Annotated in this window: 14 protein-coding genes and 3 pseudogenes; 6 read left to right on the forward strand and 11 right to left on the reverse strand. The window is 66.5% G+C overall.

Annotation, left to right across the window (positions count from 1 at the left end):
- Positions 1-71 precede the first annotated feature (71 nt).
- Positions 72-524: pseudogene (locus tag JI664_RS23900) on the forward strand (integrase core domain-containing protein); the annotation flags it as partial.
- Positions 525-643: 119 nt separating this feature from the next.
- On the opposite strand, the gene JI664_RS04885 reads toward JI664_RS23900, so the two are convergent.
- The 5 genes from JI664_RS04885 to JI664_RS24205 form a co-directional block, all read right to left on the reverse strand.
- On the reverse strand, positions 644-1,258 hold the full coding sequence (locus JI664_RS04885; protein ID WP_207012607.1) for an ABC-type transport auxiliary lipoprotein family protein: 615 nt from the start codon (positions 1,256-1,258) through the stop codon (positions 644-646).
- Between the two features lie 5 nt (positions 1,259-1,263).
- A complete protein-coding gene (locus tag JI664_RS04890) occupies positions 1,264-2,160 on the reverse strand; it encodes an MlaD family protein (RefSeq protein WP_207012608.1) in 897 nt (298 codons plus the stop codon).
- Positions 2,160-2,936 (reverse strand): ABC transporter ATP-binding protein, encoded by a 777-nt coding sequence (locus tag JI664_RS04895; protein WP_207012609.1) that lies wholly within the window; start codon positions 2,934-2,936, stop codon positions 2,160-2,162. Before JI664_RS04895 ends, JI664_RS04890 begins: the two co-directional genes overlap by 1 nt.
- 2 nt (positions 2,937-2,938) lie before the next feature.
- Positions 2,939-4,012 (reverse strand): MlaE family ABC transporter permease, encoded by a 1,074-nt coding sequence (locus tag JI664_RS04900; RefSeq protein WP_207012610.1) that lies wholly within the window; start codon positions 4,010-4,012, stop codon positions 2,939-2,941.
- Positions 4,013-4,550: 538 nt separating this feature from the next.
- Entirely contained in the window at positions 4,551-4,736 is a 186-nt protein-coding gene (locus JI664_RS24205) for a LuxR C-terminal-related transcriptional regulator (RefSeq protein ID WP_414707718.1), read from the reverse strand.
- A 395-nt stretch (positions 4,737-5,131) separates the two neighbouring features.
- Between JI664_RS24205 and JI664_RS04910 the strand changes: the two genes are divergently transcribed.
- Both JI664_RS04910 and JI664_RS23910 read left to right on the forward strand, forming a co-directional pair.
- Positions 5,132-5,344, forward strand: a complete 213-nt coding sequence (locus JI664_RS04910) for a hypothetical protein (RefSeq protein ID WP_207012612.1) — start codon at positions 5,132-5,134, stop codon at positions 5,342-5,344.
- Entirely contained in the window at positions 5,344-5,538 is a 195-nt protein-coding gene (locus tag JI664_RS23910; RefSeq protein ID WP_286173858.1) for a hypothetical protein, read from the forward strand. Before JI664_RS04910 ends, JI664_RS23910 begins: the two co-directional genes overlap by 1 nt.
- A gap of 62 nt (positions 5,539-5,600) precedes the next feature.
- Here JI664_RS23910 and JI664_RS24210 read toward each other — a convergent pair whose 3' ends face one another.
- Complete coding sequence (locus tag JI664_RS24210; RefSeq protein ID WP_414707721.1) at positions 5,601-5,732, reverse strand: hypothetical protein; 132 nt, start codon at positions 5,730-5,732, stop codon at positions 5,601-5,603.
- A gap of 18 nt (positions 5,733-5,750) precedes the next feature.
- Here JI664_RS24210 and JI664_RS04920 point away from each other — a divergent pair, with 18 nt between their 5' ends.
- Both JI664_RS04920 and JI664_RS04925 read left to right on the forward strand, forming a co-directional pair.
- Positions 5,751-6,092: a BON domain-containing protein gene (locus JI664_RS04920; protein WP_349768689.1), complete on the forward strand. Its 342-nt coding sequence runs from the start codon at positions 5,751-5,753 to the stop codon at positions 6,090-6,092.
- Between the two features lie 237 nt (positions 6,093-6,329).
- Positions 6,330-6,664 (forward strand): annotated as a pseudogene (locus tag JI664_RS04925) (VIT1/CCC1 transporter family protein); the annotation flags it as partial.
- Here the strand turns inward: JI664_RS04925 and JI664_RS04930 are convergent.
- The 4 genes from JI664_RS04930 to JI664_RS04945 form a co-directional block, all read right to left on the reverse strand.
- The gene (locus JI664_RS04930) at positions 6,663-14,909 is read right to left on the reverse strand and encodes a GH36-type glycosyl hydrolase domain-containing protein (protein ID WP_349768685.1); all 8,247 of its coding nucleotides are present in this window, start codon (positions 14,907-14,909) and stop codon (positions 6,663-6,665) included. The pseudogene JI664_RS04925 and the gene JI664_RS04930 overlap by 2 nt on opposite strands.
- Before the next feature lie 603 nt (positions 14,910-15,512).
- Positions 15,513-16,022 (reverse strand): cytochrome b, encoded by a 510-nt coding sequence (locus JI664_RS04935; protein WP_207012615.1) that lies wholly within the window; start codon positions 16,020-16,022, stop codon positions 15,513-15,515.
- Between the two features lie 339 nt (positions 16,023-16,361).
- Entirely contained in the window at positions 16,362-16,577 is a 216-nt protein-coding gene (locus JI664_RS04940; RefSeq protein WP_207012616.1) for a hypothetical protein, read from the reverse strand.
- Between the two features lie 114 nt (positions 16,578-16,691).
- Entirely contained in the window at positions 16,692-16,892 is a 201-nt protein-coding gene (locus tag JI664_RS04945) for a hypothetical protein (protein WP_207012856.1), read from the reverse strand.
- Here JI664_RS04945 and JI664_RS04950 point away from each other — a divergent pair.
- Complete coding sequence (locus JI664_RS04950; RefSeq protein WP_207012857.1) at positions 16,891-17,145, forward strand: hypothetical protein; 255 nt, start codon at positions 16,891-16,893, stop codon at positions 17,143-17,145. The genes JI664_RS04945 and JI664_RS04950 overlap by 2 nt on opposite strands.
- On the opposite strand, the pseudogene JI664_RS04955 reads toward JI664_RS04950, so the two are convergent.
- Positions 17,125-17,650: pseudogene (locus JI664_RS04955) on the reverse strand (hypothetical protein); the annotation flags it as partial. The gene JI664_RS04950 and the pseudogene JI664_RS04955 overlap by 21 nt on opposite strands.
- Positions 17,651-17,700 lie beyond the last annotated feature (50 nt).

Here is a 17,700-nt window from a genome sequence, read left to right on the forward strand (position 1 = left end):
CAGGCGCGACCCGATCGGATTTTTCCACATCGAATGCGCCGTGTCGCGCCATGGGTTCGAGCCCAATGGCGAGCGGCATCCGGTTCACCAACCAGCCAAGGAACCGCAACACCGCCTATTCCCGGCAAATGCGCTTCGACACGATCTGCGAGGGCGAGACCCTGTCCGGCATTGGTCCGAGGACAATGGGCGAGCGGGATCGAGCATCGACTGACCAAGCCAAACCACCCTTGGACCAATGGTCAGGTCGAGCGCATGAACCGGACGATCAAGGACGCGACCGTCAGACGCTTTCCCTGCGACAGTCACGAACAGCTTCGGACGCACCTCGCTGACTTCCTCTTGCGTCGGCGCCGGCAGTCCCCTGGACTGTCGCCTCCTGCCTCCTCACCGACACCTTCGCACGCAGGCTCAAGACCCTCAGCGGTCTCATGCCCTACGAATATATCTGCAAAATCTGGACTTCAAAGCCAGACAGATTCAATGCCGATCCGATCCACCAGATGCCGGGACTGAACACCTAGGTTTGACTCAAACTCGATCTGTCGAGCGCAGTATTCGTCCCATCCTTGCTATCCGGCGCAGCTAAACTTTGACCACACCCGTCGCGGCCCGGGCCTGTGCTTGCGCGCAATACCAGGATCTACGTCGCCTCCCGCACCCAGACCACCGCGTCGCCCAGTACCCTTTGCACGGCGTCGTCGAGACCGGCGACCAGATCAGCCGTGGCGTCGGAGTTTGTCGCAGCCGTGCTCTCGAACCGCCGGGTTCCGGCGATGCCGCGATCGGACTCGCGGATCAGGGTCAGTTGCGCTGAAACATGAACCCGTGCCGAGGCCGACGCCACGCCGTAGAGTTCCGCCTGAAACGAAAGAAACTCGGTCATCAGCGTGAAGTCGGGCATGAGCCCCGCGCCGACCCGGCTGACCAGCCGGAAGCCCCCCTGATCAAGCAGCGCGTTCACCAGAAGCGTCTGCAGCATGGCCGGGGCCGGCTCGGACCAACGGGCACCGGGCAGGTACTCGGCCTGCCGCGGGGACACCTTGATCAGGATGCGGTCGGTTGCAAGTTCGCCGCCCGACGTTGGCAATTCGACAACCAGATGGCCAGTGCCCCCGGTCCGTGACGGCTCGGCTCGCAGCGGCGAAAGCGTGTAGGTGTCGAGCGGTTCGCTTGCCGTCGAGACGACGGACAGCGCGCCGCAACCGGGAAGTCCGGAGACGGCGGCGAGCGACAGGAACCTGCGGCGCGAATGCATTTTCTTCATCTCCTGTATTCGGGTGTTTCGTTCCCCAAGAGGAACCGCCCCGGATCGCTGCCGATCTGACGAGCCAGCGCATCGAATGTCGCAATCAGGCCGCTGGCCTGCTGGATCAGCGCGTCCGCCTGTGTCGAAAGCCTTGGCACGTCGGCCTCGGCCACCCCGCGCACCGCATCCATCGCGCGCGTCGTGCTGTCGACGGCGGACCTGAGACTGAGGATGAGGACAGGAATGTCCTGAGAAAGTAGCCCGTCGGCGGCCCCAAAACTCGTCTCGACCGCTTCCAGCGCAGTGTCGACCCGGGACAGGGTGACCTCGGCGCGGGTCGCAAGCGCGTCGATCCGGTCCGTGGCATCCGCGACGTTGGCGAGGATCCCGGCGACGGCGAGGCTGTTCTCCGCCGAGACAAAACCGCGCACCTCGGCGATGAGGGCCGTCGCCTCTGCCAGCAGGTCGGGACCGGTGACCATCAGATCCTGCACCACCGAGCGTTCCGAACGGATAACCGGAAACTCGGCCGGGGGCACGGCATGCAACGGGTCCGCGTCAACGCTGCCGCCTTCGAGGGCGATGAAGGCCACGCCCGTCACGCCCTGCGACGCGAGCGTGGCGACAGTGTCGGTGCGCACGGGCGTACTGGCGAAGATTTCGATGCGCACCCGCACCAGGGAAGGGTCGAGACTGTCGAGAGCGATCGTCACAACGCTACCGACGTCGACACCGTTGTACCGGACGGCGGCGGTCTGGCTGAGGCCTGCGGCCGTTCCGAGGAGGATCTCGTACTGGTTATAGGTCCGGTCAAGTTGTACCTTGGCCAGCCAGAGGACGAAGCCGAGCATGGCGGCGAGACCCAGGATCGTGAACAGGCCTATCAGCACAAAGCGCGCGCGGGTTTCCATCAGGTTCCCCCCACCGCCGCCGCAAGCGCTGCATGAGCGCGCGGACCGTGGAAATAGGCATGGACCCAGGCATCATCGACGTCGCGCATCTCGGCCATTGTGCCTGTAACCAGCACATGGCGATCGGCCAGCACGGCGATCCGGTTGCAAGTCGCCTGCAGGGTGTCGAGGTCATGCGTCACCAGGAACACCGTGAGGCCCAGTGCGTCACGCAACGAATTCAGTAGGGTATCGAAGGCCGACGCGCTGATCGGATCGAGCCCTGCGGTCGGTTCGTCGAGAAAAAGGATCTCGGGGTCGAGCGACAGCGCGCGCGCCAGCCCCGCGCGCTTGCGCATCCCCCCTGAAAGTGACGCCGGGAACTGATCGCCCGCCGTCGGTGGCAGACCGACCATGGCGATGCGAAGATCTGCGAGCGCCCTTCGGGTGGCGGCGCCGACCGTCAGTCGCTCGCGCATCGGTGCCTCGACATTCTCGCGCACCGTGAGCGCCGAGAACAGCGCGCCGTCCTGAAACATCACTCCGGTGCGTGCGCTGACTGCCGCCCGCTCGGCCGCACTTGCTTCCAGCACATCCGTTCCAAGCATGGTGATCTGGCCAGCGCTGGGTGTCATCAGCCCCACGATGCTGCGCAACAGGACCGATTTGCCGCTCCCGGATGCACCGACAACCCCCAGCACCTCGCCCCGCTGCACGTCAAGCGACAGGTTTTCGTGGACGACGGTCTTGCCGAACCGGTTGGTCAGACCATGGATGGCAATGACAGTTTCGGCCATCGTCAAACGCCCCACACGGCGAAGAATACGGAGAAGAGCGCATCCATCACGATCACCAGAAAGATCGCGATCACGACTGCGCGCGAGGTCCGCATGCCAAGCGATTCCGCGTCGCCCTTGACCTGAAGGCCCTGAAAACAGCCCACCATAGCGATGATCGCAGCAAAGACCGGCGCCTTGGACAGGCCGACCAGCGCCTGCGCCGCGCCGACATCGGCCAGCAACTGTGTGCGGAACTGGCTGGGCGAGATGCCAAGCTGCGTCCAGGACATCAGCCCGCCACCGATCAGCCCGGACAGGTCGGCGACGAAGCCGAGGATGGGCAGCACGATCACCAGCGCCAGCAGGCGCGGCAGCACCAGCAATTCGATCGGGTCGAGGCCAAGCACGCGGATGGCGTCGATCTCTTCGCGCATTTGCATCGAGCCGATGGCGGCGGTAAAGGCCGATGCGGATCGGCCCGCGACGATTATGGCGGTCAAGAGGATGCCAAGCTCGCGAAGGATCGACACGGCGATGAGGTCGACCACGAACACCTCGGCGCCGAACGGTTGCAATTGCGCGGCGCCCTGAAACGCCAGAACGACGCCGATCAGAAAGCCCATCAACGCGACGATTGGCACTGCGCGCAGCCCGACCTCCTGCATGTGATGGACGAGCGCCGTCAGCCGCAGACGCCGGGGGCGCAGAAGGACACCGGCAAGCCGCGCCATGACGAGGCCCACGAAGCCGAGGCTCTGCGCCACTGCAAAGAAAACCGCGCCCACAGCCATGCCGACAACCGCCAGCCCATCGCCCATCCGATGATGCACCCTGCGCGGAGCAACCGTGCGCGGCGGCGGCAAGGCGTCCTGAACGGTCCGCAACAGAAGGCGCTGCGCGTCATTGGCACCGCTGAGCGGCCGCCCCGACGAGGTCAGCAGCCAGGCCCCGGCTGTATCGAGACGGGTGACCGCCGAGAGATCGACCGGTGCATCGGCGCGACCCCGGCCGACAAGGGCTGCGACCGGGCCGAGCGACGCCAGGGTCACAGGGCCCGACAAGGCAAGTGTCACGTCCTCCACCGTCTCAGCCATCGGCACGGAACGCGCCACTGTCGGCGGGACGTCCAAAGCTCGCCATAAGCCTTATGCCGGCTTCCACCAGTGCAGGACTGGCGGCAAGATTGACTAGGGACATGGAACCGTTTCCTCGATATGTGCGCCTTGCCGGCCCGGGATTCCCATGCGCGGCCAGCCTGGCGAATCCGTAGCGTCGATGCCGTGCGGCCCCGTCCGGTACGAAGGTCGGAAGGTCCGGACTGTCACACAACAGCACGATCGACAGCGATCCTGCACTTACCTGGATCAGCCTTTATCTCACCGGATGCCGATGCCTGCGTATCGTGGTCCTGAAGGGTCCGATCGTGCAGCCCGGACAGCCTCGAGCAAATCAATGGGTCCTGACCCTGGCTGTTCGCCCTTCCAAGTGGAGCCAGTGCGTCGTCACTGTTGCTACTGGACTGCTCATCGTCGGAGCGCAGCCGCGATACGCGGTGGTCCGGGTCGCTTCGATCGCGATTGGCGCACCGAGCAGGTTTCGCTTGGCGGGACCGGCTCGGTCCGTGTCCGAAGATCACTTTTGGATTGAGGAACCGGCCCGAAGGCCATTGGCCACCATGTCAAGCCGGACCGATTCCGGGAGAGAATGCGTTGCCGTTCGGCGCATGATCTGCGCGCGGTGATTTTCCGCCGTGCGCTGGCTGATGCCCAGATCACCGGCGATGTTCTTGCTTGGCTGTCCAGCCAGGACCAGATGCATGACCTGTCGCTGCCGCAGCGTCAGGTCAGCGATCAACTGAACGGCCCTGTCATGATGCACGTCGCCGTCGTGTCGGGATACCGCGGCCAGCTGGCAGGCCTGAGAGGCACTGCGGCGGGACGTGCCCTCGGACGGCAATCGTTCAGGCAAACACCCGCGCCGCCGAGCGGAGCGAAGGAATGGAGCGAAGGAATTCGGAAGCTTCGGCAAATTTTCCCGGCGCAGGTAACATGCATCAGTGCGGCAGGGCGTCAATAGCCCAAAAATCAGGGCGAAGCAGGGAGTATCACTGTTTCGAGTGCCTTTACCGAGTACCGGCGGGGCCGCCCGTGAACTACCCCCAAGGTTGCACGGCGTGCCCCGCCTTTTCGGCAAGGCGATCGAGGACAATCCACATGACTCCGACCACGAGCGCGACGCCCAATTCGGCGACGCAGACAGCCGCGGCCCGCCTGGTCACCGTCATGGCCGCCTGGAACAAGGCTCCGGACAGCGCAAAAAAGGCAGCCGCCCTCAAGCACTACGAGGCCGCCGAAACGGCGCACTCTCGCAAGGACGAGGCAAATTGCATCAAGGAATGCAAGGCCGCGGAACAGGCTCTGGTCTGATGGCCAGCTCAACGCTCGCACCCCGCACCGGTCGCCGGGCCGCGCCCCCGGCGACGAACGAGACGCCGAACAAGGGCGCGATGATGGCCCTTGTCTACGGCGACGCAGAAGGAATCTCTCGGGTAGAGAGCCCCAGACCGGTCGTCGAGGCGTCCACCGACGCCATCGTCCGCGTCACCCGCACGACGATCTGAGGCACCGACCTGCACATCCTCAAGGGCGACGTGCCGACCGCTACGCCGGGCCGCATCCTCGGTCATGAAGGTGTCGGCGTCATCGACAGGGTCGGCGCTGCGGGGCGCGCGCCATCGCCGAAGAGATCGACATCCGCCTGCCCTTGGATGCAAAGCGGTCCGACGAGGACATCGCCGATTCCATCCTGTACCATCTGTCCTAGGACGTCTCGATCCCGGCCGACGCGGTGAAGGTCCCGGTCGAAAACGGCTTCGTTACGCAGACAGGCGAGGTTGGCTGGCACTACAAGCGCGATGCGGTGGCGCGCAGCGTCAGGTCGCTGCAGGGCATCACGGGCGTTTCCAACCAGATCAAGATCACCGTCCGGCCCGATACCCTCAAGCTCGACCAGGACATCACCCATGTCCTTCACCACTCTTGGCTGTCGGACGACCACGTCGAGGTCACGGCCGACGGCGGCAAGGTGCATCTGACCGGCAGCGTCGGATCGTGGATGGATCGCAACGTGGCTTCCACAATGGCCTGGTCGGCGCCCGGCACGACATCGGTGTGAACTGAGCGAAGCGTCTCCCGTCGCAGTCCTCGCGACCGGAGGCGTCGACACTATGGCTAACGTCGACGGTCGCCAGTGGGCGCGGGTCGCGACGTCGGCATCGATTGGGAGCGACCGCAAACGGCACCGCGTCCGGTAAAAAGGACAGTCGCCCGCCTGGCTGCCCGCCACTTGCGCGTCCGGACGGTCACGTTCGGGCGCCTTTCCCGAAAGGTCCGAACTTGATTGCGCGCGTCCATGGCCAAACACATGATCCAGCGGACCAGCAGGCTGCGGGCCGCCGTGCTTGGCGCCAAGGACGGTATCGTGTCGACCGCAGCCTGATCATCGGCGTCGCCGCAGCGGGATCCGCGCACTCCGCCGTGCCGATCGCAGGCCTCGCGGGGCTCGTCGCCGGCGCCATGTCGATGGCGGCGGGCGAATACGTCTCGGTCAGTTCGCAGACCGATGTCGAGACCTCTGACCCGGCCCGCGAAGCCGCCGAACTGGCGGCCTCGCCCGAGGCGGAGCTGACCGAGTTGACGGAGATCTATGTCGGACGCGGGCTTGACCGGGAGCTGGCACGGCAGGTCAGAGCAGAGTGATATCGAGCGCTTCTGTCCCTGTCGGCATGAGCATCCGTAGTACCCCATCCTCGATCCGCTGGGGAACGCCGCTCAGCTTCGCCGACCCGATCCCGTGTCCGGTCCGGCCCGGATTGTCGATGGAGATCGCCAGTGTTCCCTCGGCCGTCGCGACCCTCACACTGACCTGCGGCCAGCTCTTCGGGAAACAAGGGTTCAAGACCATCCAAGGCCCTTCGCGGGTCAGGCCCAGAAGGCCCTCGATCCCGGCACGGTACATCCAGCCGGCCGCGCCGGTGTACCACGTCCAGCCGCCGCGGCCTTCGTGCGGACCCGTCGAATAGACATCTGCGGCCACGACGTAGGGCTCGACCTTGTAGCGCGCTGCGCCCTCTGGCGTGGCGGCGTGGTTGATCGGGTTCAGCATCGAGAACAGCGCGCCCGCTGCATCGCCGTCGCCCAGCCGGCACTGGGCAAGGATCGCCCACATCGCGGCGTGGCTGTACTGCCCGCCATTCTCGCGCAGGCCCGGCGGGTAGCCCTTGATGTAGCCGGGCTCCAGCGCCGTGCTGTGGAAGGGCGGCGTGAAGAGCAGCGCAAGGCCGGGGGGGCCGGGGCGCACCAGATGCTCGGTCATGCTGACCATCGCCTGCCGGGCGCGCGCAGGCTCGGCCGCGCCGGAGAGGACGGCCCAGGATTGCGCGATGCTGTCGATCCGGCATTCCTGCGATGCGGCAGAGCCGAGCGGCGTGCCGTCGTCATAGGCGCCGCGCCGGTACCATGCGCCGTCCCAACCCTTGCCTTCGATGGCACTCAGCACCGAGGTGCGGTGCGCGCGCCAGCGCGCTGCGCGGGCCACGTCCCGGGCATCGGCATGGGGGGCCATCAGGTCGATGGTGGCGATCAGCAGCCAGCCGAGCCAGACTGAGGTGCCGTGTCCGCCCTCGCCAACGCGGTTCATCCCGTCGTTCCAGTCGCCGGTGCCGATCAGGGGCATGCCGTCGGCGCCGGTCAGTTCGATGGCAAGGTCGAGGCCGCGAGCGCAATGCTCGAAGAGGCTCGCCGAGACCTCTGACACCGCAGGCTGGAAGAACTCGTCATGCGCCCCGGGCGGCAGCGCCGGGCCGTCGAGGAAGGCGATCTCTTCGTCTAGGATGCCCGCGTCGCCCGAGACGGAGATGTAATGGGCTACGCCATAGCCCATCCAGACCCTGTCGTCAGAGATGCGGGTGCGCACGCCTTGACCCGAATGCGGCAGCCACCAGTGCTGCACGTCGCCTTCGGGGAACTGACGCGCGGCGGCGCGCAGAAGATGCGCGCGCGTCATGTCGGGGCGCAGCGCGGTCAGCGCCATCCCGTCCTGCAACTGGTCGCGAAACCCGTAGGCACCGCTGGCTTGGTAGAAGGCGGCGCGCGCCCAGATGCGGCAGGCGAGCGTCTGATAGAGCAGCCAGCCGTTCAGCAGGATGTCCATGGCGCGGTCGGGCGTGGCCACCTGCACCGCGCCAAGAAGGCCGTGCCAATGCTCGCGCACGGCCCGCAGCGTTTCATCGGGGTCAGTCGCGCGGTGCCGCGCGATCAGCGCGCGCGCCGCCTCTGCCGTGGCGGCCTGCCCCAGCAGCACAACGATGGTGGCAGTCTCGCCCGGTGCCAGTGTCACGCGCCGTTGCAGCGCCGCGCAAGGGTCCAGCGCCGGCCCGGTGCGCCCTGACAGCGGCGCGCCGCCGATCCCCGCCGGGGCGGCCATGCTGCCACCGCGCCCCAGAACCTCGGTCCGGTCGCCCGACACGCTGACGTCGCCCGCGCCGATATCGGCAAAGGCGACGCGGCCCGGAAAGGCGGTGGCGAAGGGGTTGCGCGCGAAGACGGCGCCGGTGTCAGTGTCCCGCGACGTGGTGACATGGGCGGCGGTGGCGCTGCGCGACGCCCCCAGCACCCATTCGGCGTAGGAGGTGACGCAGAGGCGGCGTGGCGTACCCCCGGTGTTGCGCAAGGTCAGGCGGGTGATCTTGACGGAATCGGCCAGGGGCACGAATTGCACCATCCGGGCGTCGATATCCTGCGCCGCGTGCTCGAAGCGCGTGTAGCCGAAGCCGTGGCGGGCAACATAGGTGCCTTTCTCCCGGATCGGCAGTGCGGTCGGCGTCCAGAGTGCGCCGGTGTCCAGATCATGCAGGTATAGCGCTTCCCCCGCCGGATCGCAGACCGGGTCATTCGACCATGGGGTGAGTTGGTTCTCGCGGCTGTTCTCGGCCCAGGCATGGCCGCTGCCCTCGGCCGAGACCTGAAAGCCGAAGCCGGGATTGGCGATGACGTTGATCCACGGCGCGGGCGTGGTGCGGCCGCCCTGCAGGATGGTGACGTATTCGCGCCCCTCGTCGGCAAAACCGCCGGTGCCGTTGAAGAACTCCAGCTCGAAGGTAGGAGCGCCGCTTAGGGGCACGACAACGGAGGGCCGCGTAGCGGGCGTGGCGAGTGTCGGAGTATTCGTCGGTATCGCGTCGAGCTGCTCGCCGATGCCGCCCCGGCTGGCCAGAAGGATCAAGCGCGCGACTGCGACCAGAAGCGCTCGCTGCTCGGGCGTGATCAGATCGACGCGCAGGGTATGGAGGCCCCCTTGGCTCGCACCCTGCCGCAGCGCGCTGCGGGGGCGGGTCTGGGCCGACCGGACGGCGAGATCGATCGCGCCCTGCATGTCCTGAACATAGGACGAGACGCGCTCGTTGAGGATCACCAGATCCACGTCCATCTGCCGCATCCGCAGGTATTCATGCGCGGCCAGCACCTCGTGCAGGGCGGCCACGTCTTCGGTGTCGCTGATGCGGAACAGGATGATCGGCAGGTCGCCCGATATGCCCATCGCCCAGAGCATCGATTGCGCGCCCATGCCGGCGTGGATTTGCGCCGGCGTGGCCCGAAGGCGCGGATCGCCGCGCAGGATCATGCCGCCGAGGCGCTGGAAGTCGACGGCGGCGGACGGGGTTATCGCAAGGTGACGCAATTGCACTTGGCTCTGCGTCCACGACAGCGTCAGCGCGCGCTCGAACGCCGAGGAATCACGGTGCCGGTCCACTTGGTCCAGCAAGGCCTCGGGCGAATCCGCGACGATCGTCCAGAAGGTCACGCGGGCAAGGCCGCCCGCTGGCACGACGACTCGGCGGCGCAGCGCGAAGACCGGGTCGAGGACCGTCCCGGTGGTGCCGGAAAGCGGCGCCCGCGCCATGGCCGCCGAAGCAACGTCGCCCCCCCGGCCGATAAATTTGGCCCTGTCGGTCTCGTACTGGACAGGGGCGCTCTCGGCGCCCTCGACAACGGCGATATGGGCGGCCCAGACCTCGGGGTCGGTCTCGGCGCGGCGGCGGCGGGTGGCGATGATCGCGCCCAGATCCGGATTGTAGTCCGTGACGACGAACATCTTGGAAAACGCCGGATGCGCCAGATCGGCGGCATGCGGCGCCAGCACCAGTTCGGAATAGGACGTCAGGTCGATCTCGCGCGCATGACCGCTCGAATTGGTCAGCGTGACGCGGCGCGCCTCGGCGTCATCCTCGGCCGAGACCACGACCTCGGTGGTCATCGCCAGTTTCCTGTCGCGTTGGTCGAAGGTCGCGACATGATCGCAGAACACAGCGCGATGCTGCTCCGGCCCGGCCCCGGTCGGCTGCAGCGCGCCCGACCACAACGCGCCGGACCTGATGTCGCGCGCGAAGATGAACGAGCCCTGCGTCGCCTGCGACGGATCGGGGCGCCAGCGGGTGATGTCGAGATCGCGCCAGCGGCTGAAGCCTCCGCCCGTGGGCGTGAGCATCACCCCGTAGCGCCCGTTCGACAGCAGGTGTGCCGTGGGCGCGCCCTCCGCAGGCGCATCGAAGCGGCGCATGGCGGGGGCGCCGTCGCCCTCGACCTTGGTCACCGGCACATCCTCGGCCCGCGGCGGTGTGACCGATGCGTCGCGGGGGACGCGTTCTTGCAAGAGCAGCTCGACCGCCCGTATCATCGGCTCTGCGTGAAACCGCGCGCGCAGGCGCCCGTTCTGGAGCGTGTCGGCAATCGCGGTGATGGTCATGCCCTGATGGTGCGCCATGAAGCTTTGCACGACGACATGATCGGCGTTCGCCGGCAGACGCTGCGCGGTGAAATCGACGGCCTCGTAGAAGCCGAAGCGCCCCTCGGCGCCAAGCGCGGCGAGGCGCGCGTAATTCTCCACCGCCGCGCGGGGCGCGACCATCGCCGCAAGGCCGGTGGCATAGGGCGCGATCACCCGGTTCTCGTTCAGGCCCCGCTTCAGACCCAGCCCGGGCACGCCGAAATTGGCGTATTGGTAGGTCATCTCCAGATCGCGGGCGTTGTAGGAGGATTCCGAAGTGCCCCATGGCAGGCCAAGCATGGCGGCGTAGGCCATCTGCCTGTCCACGATCAACCGGCTGGTCTGTTCCAGAACCGAACCGACGGGCGCGCGCATCACCAACGACGGCATGAGATATTCGAACATGCTGCCCGACCAAGAGATCAGGGCAGATCCCGCGCCCACGGGCGTCGCGGCCCGGCCCAGGTGGAACCAGTGCCGCGTGGCCAGGTCGCCCTTGGCAATGGCGAAGAAGCTGGCAAGCCGCGCCTCCGAGGCGAGCAGGTCGTAGCAATTGGCATCTCGGGTGTTGGCCGGGACGGAAAAGCCGATGGAGAGCAACTTTTTCTCGGGGTCGAGCAGGAATGTGAAATCCATCGCCATGGCAAGCTCGCGCGCCATCCGTTCGACCCCGGCAAGGCGCGTATCCGTGGGGCCGGCGCCGTCGGTCACATGGCCCGCGATGCAGTCGCGCGCGGCATTGCACCAGAAGGCGAGGTCGGTTGCGGGTTCTCCCAGGGCCCGAGCCAACTCGGCGACCTCGATCGCCAGCGGCAGCAGAAGCTCGAAGGGCGCCTGCTCCGCGTTGGCGGCCGTCAGACCCTCAAGCGGCACCGTGAGCGCCTCGTCCCCCGGCGTCAGCGCCGCCTGCGCCAGCGTCAGGGCATCGGCAAGCCCGGCGCGCCGGGCTGCCATGGCCAAGGGCGGCCCCCGCCATTCGGCACAGGCCTGCGCGACGGCGATCAGATGGCCGGCCAGATTTCCACTATCGACGGACGAGACATAGGCCGGGTCGAGCACGCGCAGATCCTGCGTGTCGTGCCAGTTATAGAGATGCCCGCGATAGCGTGGCATCCGCTGCAGGGTCCGCAGCGTCTGCTCCAGCCGGGTGACGGCCTCCGATTGGCCGATCCAGCCCATGTCGCGCGCGACGGTGGTCGACAGCAGGTAGAGGCCGATATTCGTCGGCGAGGTCCGGTGAAAGACCCGGGGAGCGGGGATTTCCTGAAAGTTGTCGGGGGGCAGGAAGTTGTCGCCCTCGGTCACGAAGGTCTCGAAATAGCGCCACGTCCGCCGCGCGATCAGGCGCAACGCCTCGGCCTCGGCGCCCGACAGGGCCGCGGAGGCCTTGGCCGCCTGCGGCCTGCTTATGCTCCAGGCCACCGCCGGTGCGGCCAGCCAAAGCAGCGCGAAGGGGGCGATGACAGGCCATGCGGCGGGGTTGAGCGCCATCGCCGCGATACAGACCCCGAGGCCGAGGCCGAGCCCGCCCAGCATCCGCCCGTATTGAGCGGCCGCGCCCGGCGCCCGGCCCGCCCCGGCCGAAGCCGCCGTAACCCACTGCAGCATGTGCCGGTGCGAGACCGTCAGGCGAAAAAGCGTGCGCCCCAGCGCATCCAGCATCTGCCAGGCCGCATCGGCGAGGAACGCGATGTTCAACGCGACCTGCAACAGCGCCCGTCGGCTATCGCCCGCGAGCGCCGCGAAATGACTGCGCGATGTGATCCCGGCACGCCCCGGCAGGACCGCGAAGGGCAGCCCTACAAGGTGCGGCAAAGCCAGCATCGCCAGCACCGCCAGCGTCCAGATCGCCGCCATCGGCAGCGGCAGACACCAGCCTGTCAGCAGCGTCAGAAGGGCGACAGGCGCCACGAGGGCGCGGCGCAGGTTGTCGGCCACCTTCCACCGGCCCAGCGGGGACAGCCCCCTGCCGCGCCGGACCAGCCAGGGCAGAAGCTGCCAGTCGCCCCGCACCCAGCGATGCTGGCGGCGCGAGGCCGTGTCGTAGCGGGCGGGAAACGCATCGACCACGTCGATATCCGATGCAAGGCCGGCGCGGGCAAAGTCGCCCTCGAACAGGTCGTGGCTCAGCATCGCGTTGTCGGGCACGCGACCGTCGAGGCTCGCGGTGAAGGCGTCGACGTCGTAGATGCCCTTGCCAGTGAAAGAACCCTCGCCGAACAGGTCCTGGTAGACGCTGGATTCAGCGCTGGCATAGGGCTCGATCCCGCCGGGGCTGGAAAAGACCCGTTGGAAAAGCGAGCCATCGGTGCCGGTCGGCAGCGACGGGGTGACCTTGGGCTGCACGATACCGTAGCCCGCGACGACGCGGTGCGTCGCGGGGTCGACGATTGCGCGGTTCAGCGGATGGGCCATCTTCCCCACCAGCAGTGCGACGGTATCGCGCAAGAGGCGGGTATCGCCGTCAAGCGTGATGACAAAGCGCACATCGCGGGGCAGACCCTTGTGGGGCAGGAAACTCGTGTCGGTAGCGCCCCGCAGCAAGCGGTTGAGCTCTGTCAGCTTGCCGCGCTTGCGCTCCCATCCCATCCAGACGCCCTCGGAGGCGTTCCAGAGGCGATGCCGGTGAAGGAATACAAACCGGTCGCCCTCAGTCGAGGGATACTGTGCGTTCAGTCGCGCCATCGCCGCCTCGGCCGCCGCGACGAGCGGGGCATCGCTGGGCATGGTCTGGCTGGCCGCATCCGGCCCGTCAGACAGCAGCGCGTAGTGCAGCGCGCCATCGGTGCTGGAGAGGTGATGCACCTCGAGCTGGTCGATCTGTGCCTGAAGGTCGCCGGCATCCTCCAGCAGCACGGGCACCGCGACCAGCGTGCGGAGGCGCGACGGTATCCCGTCCGACAGGTCGAGCCCCGGCAGCAGCTTCGGCCGCACGATCCGCGTCACGCCAAGGTTGACCAGCGCCGTTCCCGCCTCGGAGGCGACGAGGAGACCCGTGATCGCCAGCAGGACGGCCGCCGAGCCACTCGCGCCCGTCGCCCAGAGCGCCAGCGCAAGGACAGCGGCAGACGTCAGCGCAATGGCGGCGGCGTAGCCCGTCAGGCCCAGTCGTCTCGTCGCCCGGCCAAGACGCATTCGTAAGGTAGGCGCGAACCCGATCTGCTGTTCAAGGCCGGCCCGGCCGGGCCCGATCAACCCGAAACCGGGATCGTGGCGCGCGGCTGTCTCGACTGGATCGGCATGCGCCAGCGCCGCGTCGGCCACGGCGGTCTCGCTCAGTTTGGACCCGCGTGCCAGAACCTCGATCTCGGTGCGATAGCTGTTGCGGGTCGCAAAATCCATCGCCGCGAAATCCGAGGCCGCCCGCAGTCGGCGGTCGGTCAGGCTGACCTCCTCGACGAAATCCGGCCAGTCCAGTTCGGACGCCAGCCTCATGCTGGTCACGATGTTGCGCATCGTGACGTTCGACGCGCCCTGCCGCATCTGGGCGATCTGGACCACGGCATCGACCGACGAGCCCTGACGTTGCAAGCGCTCCTTGAGCCACCCGTGCAGCGGTGTCTCGTCGGGATCGAAGCCCCGCAGCCGCTTAACGATCTGCGCAGCCAGGGTCTCGTCCAGCGGAGCCGCATCGAGCGAACGGGTCGAAGCGCGCAGCGTATCCTGCAGCGACCCGGCCGGATCCTTCCGGGCCGCGAGGATCTGATCGACGATCCCATCCGCCATCGCTCGCTGTTCAATGCCGAGAGTGATCTGTTCGGCAAGGCGGCGCATGTTCTCGACCAGAACGATCCGCAAGGTGATCGCCACCGCCCAGAGTTCGCCGATCGAGAGCGGGCTGACCGTCTGGTAGGACGTCACGAACCGCGCAAGGATCGGCCCCGACAGCAAGCTATCAGTATGGGCGACATAGGCCCATGCCAGGCCAAAGACACGCGGGTAACCAGCGAACGGGCCCTCGGCCAACTTGGGTAATTGCCGGTAATAGCCATCGGGCAGATCGGCGTCGATCTGGCGCAATTGCTGTTCGACTAGGTGAAAGTTGTCGAGAAGCCATTCGGCCGCCGGGGTGATCGACCGCCCCGCCCGCAGGGTCTTCGCGCAAAGACGATAGGCGACGAAGAGGTAGCGGGCGTTGTCCGAAACGCGCGCTGTCAGCGGTCGCACGCGCGTCCCAGCGCCGCGTGCGACGGATTGTGCCGCAGCAAGCGATACCGCGTGATGCTCCAGTCTCTCCGCTCCGAACAGCTCGGATCGGATCGGCGCGGTGTCTCGCCAGATCCCGGTCACGGGCGCGCGCCATGTGAGGAACGCATCAAGGCGGGGTAGCTTGCCAGACCCTAGGGCGCGTGCGCTCACGCCGATTTAGAATCGGCGGCAACGGAGTCGTGTTTGACCGCCCTGTCTCGCTGAGGCGGGACAGGCACTGCCGCTAGCCGCTTTGGCTGCTCTGTCTGGTCGTTACAGGCACCCTGCGTAGTCCACCCCGGCCGGACGCGCCGGGTCATGGCGTACCAGTTGTCTTCGATCAGCGTCCACTTCATGGCAATTCCTTTCAGGCAGTCTCGAGAATCCACCGATGTGGACGGCCCCCGGCGCATCGTTCAGCATCATGCAAGGGCGCGATTCCAGAGATACAACCGAATCTAACGGCCCTGGCGCGCAAGCGCGCTATCGCAGATCAGTGCGGGCAGCGGGCCAACTCTTGGCCGCCGGCATCTGGCCGTCGTCACTCCCGGCGCACGCCGGGTATCGCAAGGCGATATCGTGTCAGTCCGGCTTCAACATCCGCATCAAGACATCATCCTTGCGCCAGAACTGATGATACAGGACCGCCACCACATGCAGCGCGATGAGACCGATAAAGACCGGTTTTGCGAACGTATGAATTTCGCCGTATGGGTCGCCCAGATAATAGCCCAGAAGTCCGGTGATCGGGACGACAACCAAAAGGGCATAGAACAGCCAGTGGGACACCCGGCCAAGCGTTTCGAGCGTTTGCCCCGTGGCAGGCGGCGGCGGCGCACCATTCGTAAGGCGCAGGGCGAGGCGGATTGCCACCAGTGCGAGGATCGCAATTCCGAAGTAGTAGTGCGTGGTCGCGAAGGTGGATGTCGACCCCGAGATTGGCTCACCTTCCTCCGCGGCTTCGACGAGCTCGGTCATGCTTTCGCCAATGAAGAGCTGCGCAATGACCAGCGCGGCGATTATCCAGTGCAGGCCGATCTGAGGTAACGAGTACCCCGGAGTGGGCGTTTCACTTCTGGATTCGAAAGTCATGTCGGCTTCCTTTCAGCACGGGGTCAACCCTGTGCGAAGGGGGGCGACGCGGTCCGCGCCGGACCCTCTGGTTTAAGAAATCGCTGGAATCGGCTACCGGCTATTTTTTTTTCGGCAACGAAGAAACCGGGCTTGGAACCGTCGCATGTCGCGTTTCTTCACGAGCTGCGCATTCAGCGGCGGAACGGAGAAACGGTGGCAACTTCGCCCTGACAGGGTCCTTATTCACCCACAATCTCTCGAATGCGACATTCACGTAGGATGAAGCAAATTCCGCTCATTGGAATGCAAGGACCAAGGCCCAAAAGGCTCTACCATTCGGCAACCCACTTCCGGGCATCACGCTTGCACCGTGGCGAGGCCCCCTGCACTGATGCACATCAGTCGTCTTCCAGACAGTCGAAGGGACATCACAATCAAACAGCGTCCGCAAAGCTGAAACACCAAGCTTTTCATCGGATCTGGCCACCCTGTCGGCGCATGCATCGCCGCAAAGGTTCGCGCCTGAGCCAGCGGCTTCATCTCGATCGCGTCAGGGGCGAAGCTCAGCGTCATGGCGGGCAAGATTCCTCGGTCGGGTGGATGCGGTGGCTCCCGGACGCGGATGCCGAGCCGGACTCCACACGGGGTCCAGCGGCTACCAGCGGTGCCCGGTCGGAAGGCCAGCGTTCATTGGTGTTTGCGCGGGGCGCGGGGGGCTCCGGCTTCCGGCTGGCTTAGCAAAAATCCGGCCCTGTCGCTGGCGATGTCCCGCGCTTCGGGCTCATCGCTGAAAACGTCGATCTGCGGTGCGGCATCGTTGAAGTCGCGCCACGGATTGAAATGGACGATGTTTTCCTTTGGATCGTCGGGTGTGGTGTCGTCGCGCATGGCTGGTTCTTGGTCGGGGTCGGATGGGTCGCTGGGCTCGTCGGTCATGCCGCCAGGCTCCAGCACTGCTCGGCTGGGCGCAGAACCGGCATTTGAAGAAGTCGCGGCTGACGGCGAGGCGTGGCAGCAGCTCGCCCATGTCGGTGGCCTGCAGGATCCGCACGGAGCGGTCGGACATGCGCTGCGCGAGGTCGGCATCGAAGGCGACCTGCTCGTGGTGCAGCTCGGCGGTGTCCCGTCGTGCTATGCGTAGAGACGCCCGTTCATGCGCAAGCACACGTTCCTCGCCGGCACGGCAGAGGGCGCGATTGCGCTCGTCCCGGCCTGCCACGTCGAACTTCCTCGCGATGTGCCGCATCTTGTAGGGCTCTTGCGGCGGTGGCTGGTTGGAGAGCGTGGGCGGAGGACCGATCCAGACCTGCGCCGCCTCGCGCATGCCGTCCGCGGGCCGCATGCTTGGCAACCGGCCGAGCCAGCCCGGACGTAGCTCCAGCCACCGTATCGACCAGCGTCATCTGGAAGTTGAACGCGGGCTTGTAATCGGGGATCCAGTCCTCGCCGAGCCCCTTCAGCACCGCGCTGATGTTCTGGTGCTTGAACTCGACGGACCCCTCGGACCGGTCGTTCAGGAGCGGGAGGAGTGCGCGGCGGTGTTCGGCCTTGCTGTAGCGGCGCGCAGAGATGTCGTAGGCCAGCATCTCGAAGTAATCCGCGACGATCAGGTCGTTCTCTTCATCCGTCCAGGGACCGTTCGACATTGCGCCAGGCTATGGGCGCGAAGTCTGTTTGTCATCAGAGACTTCTGGCA

It is taken from the genome of Rhodobacter sp. NTK016B (assembly GCF_017303295.1).
GTDB lineage: Bacteria > Pseudomonadota > Alphaproteobacteria > Rhodobacterales > Rhodobacteraceae > Pararhodobacter.